The following is a 12,413-nucleotide window of genomic DNA, read 5'->3' on the forward strand; positions in this document are numbered from 1 at the left end:
GTCCCTCGACGGCCGATGCCCGGTCAAGGCCGATCCCCCTGCGCCAGCCAGGTGCCGGCCCCGCCGAAGAGCCGCTCGACCGCGTCCGCCGGATCCCGGCCCGTCGCCCCTCCGGTGGCGCGGTCGGTGAAACGGCCGGTGAAACGGCCGGCAGCCCGGTCCCTGGGCTCCTCCACACCCTCCCCGGCACGATTCACGATCTGCGCGGGACGGTCGGCGATCCGCTCAGGATGATCCTCGGCCCGCCCGGCGACGGGCGGTCCCGTCCTCGTCTGGGCTCATGGTTTCTGGACTCATGGTGTCTGGGCTCAGGGCCGGTGCGCGGCCCCCGTCCGCCCCGCCTCCAGGACAGGGAGGACCGAGGCGTCGAAGACATCGACACGCCGCCCATTCCCGGGACTACCGACTCCAAACTCCCAGCGTATGACGGGTGCCGACCGCAGATCACCGACCGGCGCCCCGCCCCGGAGGAGCCCCCGCCCGGAGGAGCCAAGGCCATCCAGGCCGAGGGTCCACTGGGGGTGGAGAGGTCAGCGCGTCCTACGGGATCAGCGCGCCCATGCCGCCCGCGCTGCCTGCGTGGGGCTCKAAGATGTTCGGTCCGAGCCAGCGGACCGGGTGAGGATCCTCTGGGTGATCTCCTCAGCCGTCAGCGGCGGCGCGAAGAGAARGCCCTGCGCGCTGTCGCAGGCGGCCGCGCGCAGCCGCTCGGCCTGCATCGGGGTCTCGACGCCCTCGGCGGTCACCGTCAGGCGCAGGGTGTGGGCCAACGTGACCAGCGTCTGCACGATCTCCTCATCCCCCGGGTCGGCGTCCCGCGCCGAGTGGAAGCCCTCGACGAACGGTCCGGCGAGCTTGAGCGTGTGCACCGGCAGCCGACGCAGGTAGGCGAGGTTGGAATAACCGGTGCCGAAGTCGTCRATAGCGATCCGCACGCCCATCTCGGCGAGCCCGCGCAGGACCCGCAGCGGCTCGTCGGCCGTGCCCATGAAGGCGCTCTCGGTAAGTTCCAGCTGGAGCAGGTCCGGGGAAAGCCCGGTCTCGTCGAGAATGCGTCGGACCTGTTCCACCAGGCCGGCCTCGCGGGTCTGCCGGGCGGCCAGGTTGACGCTGACGAACAGGGCGTGCGGATGACACTCCTGCCACTGCCGCGCCTGCCGACAGGCGAGCTCCAGCACGCGCCGGCCGAGGGGCACGATCTGCCCGGTCTCCTCCGCCATCCCGATAAACAGATCGGGGGGCAGCAGACCGAGGCCAGGATGCCGCCAGCGGACCAGCGCCTCCACCCCGACCATCGCCCCGGCGGCCATCCTGGCACCCGCACCGTCGCCGAGGGCGATGATCGGCTGGTACTCGACGACGAACTGGTCCTGTTCGAGGGCGCGGGGCAGCATGGTCGACAGAGTGTGCCGGGTCACCTGCCGGGCGCCTCGCTCCGCCTCGAACAGGGCCCAGCGACCCTTCCCCTCCGCCTTCGCCCGGTAGAGCGTGATGTCGGCGGCCCGTAGCAGATCGGCGTAGTCCCCGCCGGCGACGGGCCGTTCGACGATGCCGATGCTCGCTCCGATGGACAGCGCGTGGTCACCCACCCGCAGCGGGCTCGCCAGCGCCGCCAGCACGGTCTCGGCGACGGCGACGGCGTCCGCCGTGCCGGCTGTGTCGGCGACAAGGATCACGAACTCGTCACCACCCATCCTGACCAGGAGCTGCTCCGGGGACAGCACCCGACGCAGCCGGTCCGTGACGGCGACGAGCAACCGGTCGCCGACGTCGTGGCCGAGGCTGTCGTTCACCATCTTGAATCCGTCCAGATCGATGAAGCACAGCCCGATGCGACGTTCCGGTCCCGTGGCCATCAGTTCGTGGACCCGTTCGATGAGTACCGTCCGGTTCGGCAGGCCGGTGAGCGGGTCGTGCCRCGCCTGGCGGCGCAGCTGGTTCTGCAACAGATGCCGGTCAGTCACATCCACGATCATGGAGAGCTGCGCACGGCACCGCCCGTCGTCGTCGCGCAGACACGACGTGGTCAGCTCGGCCCACACCACCGACCCGCCGATCCCGGTGAACCGCCACTCCATCCGGATGTGCTCCGGTCCGGCGGTCCGCTGGGCGGCATAGGCCTCCCGGAGCTCCCTCGCGTCCTCGGGATGCGCGAACTCGTCGATTGACCTGCCCTGCACCTGACCCGGGCCGACTCCGAGCATCCGCAGAAAAGCGTCGTTGGCGTCGATGATCCGTCCGCCTCCATCATTGATCAGGATTCCGATCGCGGAGCCGGTGAAGATCATCCGGAAGCGGGCATCGCTCGCGTGCAGAGCCGCGCGATGGATCGAGTCCTGCCCGGCGAGGATCCGCTCCCGCAGCGCATGGGCGTATCCCTGGGCCAGCCCGCCCTGCAACGCCGCCAGCCGGGCGCCGTACCCGTCGGCCGTCCCGAGTCGTAGGTCGGTGAGCAGTCTGGTGCCACAGATCTCGATGGTTCCGGCCAACGCGTCCGCGGCGCCGAAGGTGTACTCGACGACGGCAGCCCCGACCGCGGCCGCAGGGTCGGCCGTGAACGGTTCGGCGAGCAGGGCGTCGACGAGCCGGTCGCTCAACGCCCGTAACCGCTGCTCGACGTCGATCAGGCCGATCGCCGGATAGCTGGCGCCGAGGATCTCTCGGGCCCAGGCCTGGGCGAAGCGCGCGACGCCCTGCTGGCGGGCTGTCTGGGGCAGGGACCTCACCGCACGCACTCCTCATCGCACGCATTTCTTGCCGGACCATGACAAACCTTGGGCCTGACCCGCCCTGTGACAAAACCTCGGCCGCTGGCCGGAAAAGCGCCGGAAGCCGGAGAAAAACCAATAAAAAATTAAAAAAGTAAAGATAGCCAAGAAAAATCATAAAAACCAAGAACAGTCAGGAACAGGCGGGAACGGCGAGCTACCGGCGCCCGACCGCGGCAAGTATCGTGGAACGCACCGGGTTGTCCGCGAGGGGATCGGCGCCCATGCTCGCCGCGTCCGGGCGCCAGGCCGGCAGGTAGACCAGGCCCGGGTCAACGAGCTCGTATCCGCGGAGCAGACCGGCGATCTCCGCACGGGAACGCGGGGTCACCCCGGTAGGGGTCTCGTCGTAGACCTTGCCGGCCTGGTTGATCCCTACGGCCCGCTCGTCCGCGATCACATGCGAGATGGCCAGGTAGCTGCCCGGCGCCGTCGCCTCCCGGAAGGAATCGATGACGCCAGCCGGGTCATCGCTGTCGGGGACGAAATGCAGAACCGTCACCATGAGCACGGCGATCGGTTGAGAAAGATCGAGCAGCTCGGCCACCGCGCTGGAGCCGAGGATCGACGCGGGCTGCCGAACATCCGCCTGGAGCACCGTGGCCCGCGGATTGTCGGCCAGCAGCATCCGGGAGTGGATGACGGCGACCGGGTCGATGTCGACATAGACGACCCGGGCCTCCGGATTCACCCCTTCGGCGATCTCATGGACGTTACCGACCGTCGGCACCCCGGAGCCGAGGTCCAGAAACTGTGTGATCCCGGCCTCGGCAGCGAGGAAGCGCACCGCCCGGTGCAGGAACAACCGGTTCGATCTGGCGATCAGCAGGGCGTCCGGGAGGATCTCGATGGCGGCGCGCGTCGCCTCCCGRTCCACCGCGAAATTGTGCGATCCGCCGAGCGCGTAGTCGTACATCCGTGCGGCGCTCGGGCGATTGACATCGATCCCCGCGGCCCACTCGGGCAACTCCTCCATGATCATCTATTCTCCTGTGCGACCCGCTAGACGACGTACGGTGAGGAGATTGTCTACCATCGCTACCTTCGTCACCACACCGGCCGGTGTCGCTACGGAGACCAGCACCCTCCACACCGCGTTCGCTCGTTTCACCGCACGCCCGCCATACCTCCCGCCCGGGCCTCCCGGCGGCGCGGACCGACCTCCGGCGGCGGCCCATGGGGAAGCCGCCGACCGTGCCGAATGTCCGGTTTGACCAGACCGTCCTACCCTGCCCTGCGTGGCCGTCCACGGATGACACTGGTCTGGAACCTGGATCGAGGGTCGACGCCCGCGACGGCCGAGGAGACCCCTAYGGCCGCAAGAACCGGAAGAACCGAAAGAACCGGGAGGACCGGAGCTCGCGGCGGCAGCCGACAGACCGACGGCGGCCGGGACAGCGCGGGTATTCGGGCGTCGCCCTCGGCCGGGACCGTACGAGGCTCCGGTACGAGGTTCCGGGTGAGGAGTGGGACGAGATGCGCGCCCTCGTCGTGTATGAATCGATGTTCGGCAACACCAGGGTGATCGCGGACGCCGTCGCGATCGGCCTGTCGACGTGGTTGGACGTCGGACTCGTAGAGGTCGGCACCGCGGACCCGGCCCTGAACGACGATGTCAGGCTCCTCATCGTCGGCGGGCCCACCCATGCGTTCGAGATGAGTCGGCCCGAGACCCGGCACGACGCCACCAGGCGGACCGAGGGCAATGTCGTGTCGCCGRGGATCGGGATCCGGGAGTGGCTCGAGGCACTGCCCAGGCAACCGAGTGGGTCGCCCGAGGGGACGCCGCTCACCGGAGCGGCCACGTTCGACACGAAGGTCCGTCACCCCCGTCCCGCGGGTTCGGCCGCGGCCGGTGCGGCAAGGTGCCTGCACCGTCTCGGCTTCTCCCTCCTCGACCGTCCACGGAGCTTCTACGTCGACGGCCCGCCGGGCCCCCTGGTGGCCGGCGAACCCGAACGTGCCCGCCGCTGGGCCGAAAGCCTCGGATGGATGGTCMCTGCCTCGGCGAAGGGTAACGCGCTTTCCTGAGGTCGGGTGGCCCAGGGGAATTGCACCCCTGGGCTCCAACAGAACGGAGCGTGACAGTCTCCCGTCACTCCGCTCTTGTCATCCTCATCGCCAGGCGTTGGACGTCCATGCCCAGTGGGCGAAGAGCCCGGGGCGTTGGCGGGTGATGCGTTGCCAGCAGGCCAGGGCCTTATGGAACGGTCTCAGCCGTTTGTACTTCTTGCGGAGCCAACGCACCAGGTAGGCGTTGATGCGCTGTAGGAGGGGAAGCAGCGCGGAGCGGTAGAACGCCCCGTAGTACTGCGCCCAGCCGCGCACGATCGGGTTGATCTTTCGTGCCAGCTCGTCGAGGGTGTGGCCGGTCCGCAGGTGTAGCCGCCATCGGCGGACCTGCCCGCTGACCTTCTTCTGGGCTTCCTTGCTGATCGCGGGCAGGAAGTTCGTGAAGAACTTCCCGTGCCTGCTGCGTGCCTTGCGGGCGCGGAAGGTGTAGCCGAGGAACGTGAACGACGTGTGCTCATGGGAGCCGCGCCGGTTGCTGTCCTTRCAGTACACGATCCTGGTCTTGGTCGGGTGCGGTCGCAGTCCGACCTGTCCCATCCTGTCGTCGAGCGCGGCCAGCACGTGGCGAGCCCGRCTCCTGCTGTCGCAGTGCACGATCGCGTCGTCGGCGTAGCGCTCGAACGCGACGCCCGGGTAGGTCCGGGCCAGCCACGCGTCGAACGCGTAGTGCATGAACAGGTTCGCCAGCACGGGTGAGATCGGAGAGCCTAATGAGCAGCGCTGGATTATGCGCAGTGCTGRCCTGTCGGGCCTGGTGAGGACCCGATCGGGGCTTGAGCGCTGCGCATAACCTGTCAACCTGTCAGCGGCGGGGGCTCACAGCGAGGTGAGCCAGTTGAGCAGGTCGGGGTCCTGGTTCCACTCGGGGAGGKCGTCGGTGACGATGTCGGTGTAGGCGGCTTCGAGCGCCTTGCGCTTGGCTTCGGTCGAGGCCCGTGCGTAGATTTCAGTGGTGGACAGGTCGACGTGTCCTAATATGTCGCGGATGTAGGGCAGGGGAATGCCTGCCTCCCCCTAGCTGCATGTGGCGGTAGCTGCATGTGGCGGCTTGGAGCCTCCCTCCGCAGAGCGACTCCGAAGGGCCAAATCCTTCATCTGCTACACAGCACCGCAGTCAGAAGCTCTTCCTACAATTCACTCCCTTCCACGTTCGTGGCGCACCTTGTCGTTTAACTTGTCGGTCCTTCAGGTCCTGCGGTCGTTGACCTGTCCGTGGTCTTCCCGACCGGTTGGATGATCGCTTGTCGTCGGTTGGYGTGGCCGGGTGGGCTGCCGGGGCCGTGGCGGGGTGGCCGGCCGGACGCCTTCGGCGGGCGGGGCGGGCAGGCKGAAGACCCGGTCGCAGCGCAGTCGGCCGACACCGAACCACGCACCCGGCGGAACACACCACTTCCRAGCACCTCAGACGAGACTCGAGCGATCACAAGCGATCACGTAGATCGCAACCACTCAGCCAGTTGCCCGTTACAGAGAGACGTTCCTAGCGCCAACCGCCGCCGTCTGGCGACAGTCGCGAAGCTGCAGGTCATCCTGCCATCCCTTGGCTTCCAGCGCCAACCACGGCGGGTTCGGGCRGACCGTCCGTCATCAAAAATGATCATGTTCGCCACCGCGCCGCCAGACCATAGGTGACCGCAGGCCTCACGCGTCGCCCCGAGGACGCCCATATTCATCCGTACAGTTGACGACATGGGCCACTCGGTGGGCTATCGTAAACGAATCAGCTGATGTATCGTGGTTGCAGGGGAAGGTCAGGATCATGTTTCAGATCTTCGAGGCTCTTGCGAATCCGCCCTGGTGTGACCTGATCGAGCGGCTGAGCGACGGCGACGCCACGGTCGGCGAGCTCGCCGAGTGGTGCAAGGCCGACGTGCAGACGGTCTGCAAGCACATCGAGGTACTCGAGCAGGCCGGCCTGGTCAGCCGCACCGGGGATGCCCACCGCAGCCTGGTGCGCCTCAACGCGGAGGTGTTCGACCTGATAACCACACGGATTGTCGACGGCTTCCGTCCGGAGCATTGGGGCATCGCCCCAGACAGGGCGCAATTGATGGGGATAATAGTGAAGAATCCGGGGCGAGCGCACCGGATCGTCCACCGGTGACCTGATGGATATCCAGCTCAACGGCACGAAGGTCGGAGTTGTCGGGCTCGGCACGATGGGCGCCGGCATCGCCGAGGTAATGGCGCGCGCCGGCATCGAGGTGGTCGGCGTCGAGCTCAACGACGAGACGCTGGCCCGTGGGCTCGATCGGATCCGGCACTCCACGGACCGGGCGATGAGCCGCGGCAAGTTGACCAAGGTCGAGCGGGACGCCCTRCTCGCCCGTATCCAGGCCGGAACCGGGATCGAGGCCGTGGCCGACTGCCAGCTGGTCATCGAGGCGATTCCCGAGCGGATCGAGAAGAAGCTCGGGCTCTTCGCCGAGCTGGACAGGCTGTGTCCGCCAGAGACGATCTTTACGACGAACACCAGCTCCCTGCCAATCATCACGTTGGCCGTCGCTACCTCACGCCCCTCCCGGGTTGTCGGGACCCACTGGTCCAACCCCGCACCGGTCATGGGCCTGGTCGAGATCATCCATACTGCGGTCACCGACCCGTCTGTACTGGAGGATGTCGGGACGCTCGTCGCGAAGGTCGGAAAGACCGCGGTGGTCGCCGGGGACCGGGCGGGTTTCATCGTGACCGCCCTGCTGTTCGGGTACCTTAACAGCGCTGTCCGGATGCTGGAGGCGTGCTACGCCACCCGTGAGGACATCGACGCCGCCATGCGGTTCGGCTGCGGTCACCCGATGGGCCCATTGGCACTGCTCGATCTGATCGGTCTCGACTCCGCGTACGAGATTCTCGACTCGATCTATCACACCTCCCGCGACCACCTGCACGCACCGGCCCCGCTGCTCAAGCAGCTAGTGACCGCCGGCATGCTCGGCCGCAAGACCGGGCGGGGTTTCTACACCTATGCCGCCCCTTACTCCTCCGAGATCGTCGACATGGTCGAACCACCCCAACTCGGCTTCTTCGCGGTCCCAGGACGGCCGGTGCACACGATCGGCGTGGTCGGCACCGGCACCATGGCCAGCGGAATCATCGAGGTCTGTGCCCACCATGGCTACAAGGTGGTGTTCCGTGCACGGAGCGAGAAGAAAATCGCCGCTGTCCGGACGAAGATCGAGCGGTCACTGGACAAAGCGGTCGAACGGGGAAAGATCTCATCGGACGAGCGTACTTCGACACTGGCACGGGTTCKAGCTTCGACCGATCTGTCCGTCCTCRCCGAGTGTGACCTCATCATCGAAGCGGTCGTTGAGGACTTGGACGTCAAACGGGCGCTGTTCGCTGAACTCGACACGGTTGCACGCCCGGGAGCGGTCCTCGCGACGACCACGTCCTCGCTGCCAGTGATCGAGTGTGCCACCGCCACGTCCCGCCCGCAGGATGTGGTCGGTATGCACTGGTTCAACCCAGCGAAGAAGATGCGCCTGGTCGAGATCGTGCCGACCATCGTAACCGCGGACGACGTGACCGCGACTGTCTTCGACGTGGCCAGGACGGCGGGCAAGTACCCGGTCCGGTGTGCCGACCGCGCCGGCTTCATCGTCAACACCCTACTGTTCCCATATCTCAATGACGCGGTGAAGATGCTGGAGTCCCATTACGTGGATATCGATGTGATCGATACAGCCATGAAGGTCGCCTGCGCACACCCGATGGGGCCGTTCGAACTCGCCGATGTCATCGGCCTGGACGTGACACTCGCCATCCAGCGCGCCCTGTACCGGGAGTTCCGCGAACCCGGGTACACCCCGACGCTCCTGCTGGAAGACCTCGTCAGGTCCGGATGTCTGGGGTACAAGACCGGGCGGGGTTTCCGGGTCTACTGAACATCTGCTCGATGTCGGCATCGTATAGGAGAGTTCGACCGTGAAAGAAATAAGGTCAGCTATTCTCGCCGGTGACACGCCCAAGGAGGCCTTTACATCCCTCCGGGTGYMGGAGACCTACCGGGGAGTSGTCGTCCGAAAGGAAGACGTCAACATTTTCAGTGGGCTCGCATCCCGCGACAAAGACCCCCGACGTTCACTGCACCTGGACGAGGTCGCGACACCGGAGATCGGCCCCGGTGAGGCGCTGGTCGCCGTGATGGCGTCCTCGATCAACTACAACACGGTGTGGACGTCGGTCTTCGAACCCCTGCCGACGTTCGGTTTCCTGGAGCGCTACGGCCGTCTCTCCCCGCTCAGCAAGCGACACGACCTGCCTTATCACGTCGTAGGGTCCGATCTCGCCGGTGTCGTGCTGCGCACTGGGCCGGGGGTACACGCCTGGTCGCCAGGTGACGAGGTGGTGGCCCACTGCCTGTCGGTCGAGCTGGAACGGCCGGAGGGCCACAACGACACGATACTGGATCCGGAGCAGCGCATCTGGGGTTTCGAGACCAACTTCGGTGGCCTCGCCGAACTGGCTCTGGTCAAGGCGAACCAGCTCATGCMGAAACCGGCGCATCTGAGCTGGGAGGAGGCCGCGGCATCGGGCCTGGTGAACTCCACCGCATACCGTCAGCTGGTGTCGCGCAACGGCGCGGACATGAAGCAGGGAGATATCGTGCTGATCTGGGGCGCGAGCGGGGGTCTGGGCTCCTACGCCACGCAGCTGGCGGTGCGCGGCGGTGCCATCCCAGTCTGCGTTGTCTCTTCTTCCGAGAAAGCCGAAATTGCCCACAGGATGGGCGCCGAGCTGGTGATCGACCGGACGTCGGAAGGCTACCGGTTCTGGACGGATGAGCACACCCAGAACCCGAAGGAATGGCAGCGCTTTGGCAAGAAGATCCGGCAGCTCACCGGCGGGGAGGATCCGGACATCGTTTTCGAGCATCCCGGACAGGAGACCTTCGGCGCCTCGGTCTATGTGGCCCGCCGCGGCGGAACGATCGTCACCTGCGCCTCCACCAGCGGCTTCGYCCACTCCTACGACAACCGCTATCTCTGGATGAATCTGAAAAAGATAGTGGGGTCGCATTTCGCGAACTACCGCGAGGCCTGGGAGGCCAACCGATTGATCACCAAGGGGCTGGTTCATCCGACCGTGTCACGGGTGTATCCACTGGACGAGACCGGCCAGGCCGTCTACGAGGTGCACCGCAACCTGCACCAGGGCAAGGTCGCGGTCCTGTGCCTCGCGCCRCAGGAGGGCCTCGGCGTGCGCGACAACGCGATACGGACCCGCCATCTGGAAGCGATCAACCGCTTCCGCGAGACGTGATCATGAATTTTGGATTTTCCGCGGGAATAGCGGAGGTCGGAATTCGCCAGCCTCCCCGGCCCTGCCGCCACYAAGACGGACGTGTACCGCGGTGTTGTTGCACGCGGCCTCCACCTCCTACGGATCGCGAGGATCATCGGCGGGGGATCACCCCCGCATCAGGGAAGGGGCTCCTGTACCGCCATCACCGGACGMTGAAGGGAGGGGATGTGGCGTGGCCTCCGAACTGTCGACCTCGGACTAGCAAGTCAACAATCTAAGCTAATCCAACATCAATGGAGGTTTGCCTTCATGAGCGGCGTAACCAGTTCGGATTTTTCGGACCACCTCGATACGCATGGACCTTTGCTAGTCGGAGCATGGAAGCTTGTCTCGTTCATCGTTACTGACCGCAATGGAATAATTCTCAKCATGCCCATGGGCACCCAACCGAGCGGTCTAGTGATCTACGCGGCCGACGGCCACATGTCCGCACAYCTGCGCGACCCTCAGCGTCGCACCTCAAGCGCATCCGTCTCCGAATTCATGAATAGCTCGCAGGTCGACGCCGAATCGATCGCCATGAACCATCCCTACATCGGATACTGCGGAACCTATTGCCTAGAGGATGATCAAGTCATCCATCATGTGCAGGTGGCGTCTGTTCCCGAATGGATTGGAGGGAACCAGGTTCGCAATTTCGCGTTGAGAGAGAATGTGTTGACGCTGTGTTGTCCGGCGAAGTGGGACGGCTCTGGCATCCGGCTTCCGTACCTGACGTGGGAGYGGATCCGGCCCGCGGAATCGCCAGCTGGTGCGACCGTAGCACCATAGCGGCCACCGCTGACGAAGAAAAGAGCCTGCCATGACGGGCGCACACGCTGGCCGTRCCAATTTTGGCTGGCACGCACGATTCATTGATCTGCCTGCCGGCCGATTCAGCTATCGGGTCTGGAGTGAAGATCGAGATGAACGAATGCGGGTCGTGTTGCTGCATGCCAACGCGGGATCGGCTGCAAGCTKGTCTCGTGTCGGCCCCGCGCTGGGGGATAGGTACCAGGTGTTCGCGCTCGATCTGCGAGGACATGGTGCCAGTGTTCGAGCACCCATCGGGTCGTACGGCCTACGCAAGGCCGCTGATGATGTGGTGTCCTTCCTGACCGCCCTGGGGGTCGAGGAGCCGATGCTGGTCGGCCACTCGTGGGGAGCCGCCGTGGCCCTGGTCACCGCGACCGGTGCCGAGTCGGAGCAGCTTCCCCCGACGGTGTCGAGTCTTGTTCTTGAAGACCCCCCGGTGATGATGTCACCAAAGCTGCAGCGCGAACAGATCAACGATCTGATCAAGGCCATCGCACTGCCCGAAATAGAACTGCGGGAAATCCTCGCCATGGTTCATCCCAGCTGGCACCCCGATGATGTGGACAGTCTGCTGGAGGGTTTCCGGTACGCCGACCCTGCCATCGTCGAGAGCCTGGTGCGCGATGGATCCTGTACGGKCTCGCTACTCCCGCTCCTAGGTCAGCTCACTGTTCGGACCCTTCTCATCCGCGCCAACCCGCTGCGGGGCGGACTGTGGTCCGACGAGGAATGGGCGCACGCACGCCGCATCCTGCCCGCCTGCTGCACCACCGTCGAGTTGCACAACGCATCACACGACGTGCACCGTAGCCAGTTCAACCAGTTCATCCAGGCCGTTCGCGAATTCGCAGAGATCTGAGAAGGTGTTTGAGATTGTCGGTCAGAAGGGGTTTGAGAATGGAGGTTGATAACGGTATGTGACCCGCCGGTGTGCGGGACGATGGCACCCAGACCCGCTGCCTGGACACGACGGCGAGCCGGGCCGCGTTCGGCCCGTCGGGCACCGCCGACGACCCGCCCCACMTACTTGTGCGCGCCGCGCTCATGACCACCTACGCGTCGCGAGCGACGCTCGGGGCCGCGATCGACGGCTCCCACGTCGGCGAGCAGACGCTGGCCGCCCGATCCTCGCCGAGCAGCCGGGGRTGTTCAACGCCCTGCGGACCTGCCTCGAACCGGAGTGGCAACGGTTCGACCAGCTTCCACAACTCGTCCGGGACCGGACGTAGAGCAAGCCGCTCTCCATCACATCCATGATCGTTTATCTACCGGGAACCGCCGCGTGAGACACGCTCTTAAAGTACTTCCATTGAGCTCACACCTGATCATCAATGGCACCAGCAAGGTTCGGAAGAGGCGGGCTGGTTTACCCGCCGAAGGTACTGATGTGATCACCGGAAGGACGCTTCAGGATCTTTTTGACCTCGCGGACGGGTGGAAAACCCGGCCTCTCGGGTAGGTGGAAAAGTT

9 protein-coding genes are annotated in these 12,413 nt (G+C 65.7%); 5 read left to right on the forward strand and 4 right to left on the reverse strand.

From position 1 onward, the window contains the following. Positions 1–23 precede the first annotated feature (23 nt). The 3 genes from Manayef4_RS25005 to Manayef4_RS13315 form a co-directional block, all read right to left on the reverse strand. Positions 24–176, reverse strand: a complete 153-nt coding sequence (locus Manayef4_RS25005) for a hypothetical protein (protein WP_157493315.1) — start codon at positions 174–176, stop codon at positions 24–26. 372 nt (positions 177–548) lie between these two features. Continuing rightward, positions 549–2,726 (reverse strand): EAL domain-containing protein, encoded by a 2,178-nt coding sequence (locus Manayef4_RS13310; protein ID WP_070131811.1) that lies wholly within the window; start codon positions 2,724–2,726, stop codon positions 549–551. A 199-nt stretch (positions 2,727–2,925) separates the two neighbouring features. Then, complete coding sequence (locus Manayef4_RS13315; protein ID WP_035730986.1) at positions 2,926–3,744, reverse strand: SAM-dependent methyltransferase; 819 nt, start codon at positions 3,742–3,744, stop codon at positions 2,926–2,928. Between the two features lie 500 nt (positions 3,745–4,244). Here Manayef4_RS13315 and Manayef4_RS13320 point away from each other — a divergent pair, with 500 nt between their 5' ends. Next, positions 4,245–4,799 (forward strand): flavodoxin family protein, encoded by a 555-nt coding sequence (locus tag Manayef4_RS13320; RefSeq protein ID WP_070131812.1) that lies wholly within the window; start codon positions 4,245–4,247, stop codon positions 4,797–4,799. A gap of 84 nt (positions 4,800–4,883) precedes the next feature. On the opposite strand, the gene Manayef4_RS13325 is transcribed toward Manayef4_RS13320, so the two are convergent. Next, entirely contained in the window at positions 4,884–5,639 is a 756-nt protein-coding gene (locus tag Manayef4_RS13325; RefSeq protein ID WP_070131800.1) for a group II intron maturase-specific domain-containing protein, read from the reverse strand. 961 nt (positions 5,640–6,600) lie between these two features. Here Manayef4_RS13325 and Manayef4_RS13330 point away from each other — a divergent pair. From Manayef4_RS13330 to Manayef4_RS13345, 4 genes are all read left to right on the forward strand, one after another. Beyond that, complete coding sequence (locus Manayef4_RS13330) at positions 6,601–6,945, forward strand: helix-turn-helix domain-containing protein (protein WP_023841291.1); 345 nt, start codon at positions 6,601–6,603, stop codon at positions 6,943–6,945. A 4-nt stretch (positions 6,946–6,949) separates the two neighbouring features. Next, on the forward strand, positions 6,950–8,728 hold the full coding sequence (locus Manayef4_RS13335) for a 3-hydroxybutyryl-CoA dehydrogenase (RefSeq protein WP_070131801.1): 1,779 nt from the start codon (positions 6,950–6,952) through the stop codon (positions 8,726–8,728). Positions 8,729–8,768: 40 nt separating this feature from the next. Beyond that, positions 8,769–10,106 carry a crotonyl-CoA carboxylase/reductase gene (gene ccrA, locus Manayef4_RS13340; RefSeq protein WP_070131802.1) on the forward strand — a complete coding sequence of 446 codons (1,338 nt, stop codon included), beginning with the start codon at positions 8,769–8,771 and terminating at the stop codon, positions 10,104–10,106. 955 nt (positions 10,107–11,061) lie between these two features. Next, positions 11,062–11,802 carry an alpha/beta hydrolase gene (locus tag Manayef4_RS13345; RefSeq protein ID WP_175443384.1) on the forward strand — a complete coding sequence of 247 codons (741 nt, stop codon included), beginning with the start codon at positions 11,062–11,064 and terminating at the stop codon, positions 11,800–11,802. Positions 11,803–12,413 lie beyond the last annotated feature (611 nt).

This window comes from Frankia sp. CgMI4 (assembly GCF_001756285.1).
Lineage (GTDB): Bacteria > Actinomycetota > Actinomycetes > Frankiales > Frankiaceae > Frankia > Frankia casuarinae.

Excerpts from the sequence above, each read along its gene's own strand:
- Manayef4_RS13330 (WP_023841291.1), top strand. The coding sequence starts at position 6,601 with ATGTTTCAGATCTTCGAGGCTCTTGCGAATCCGCCCTGGTGTGACCTG.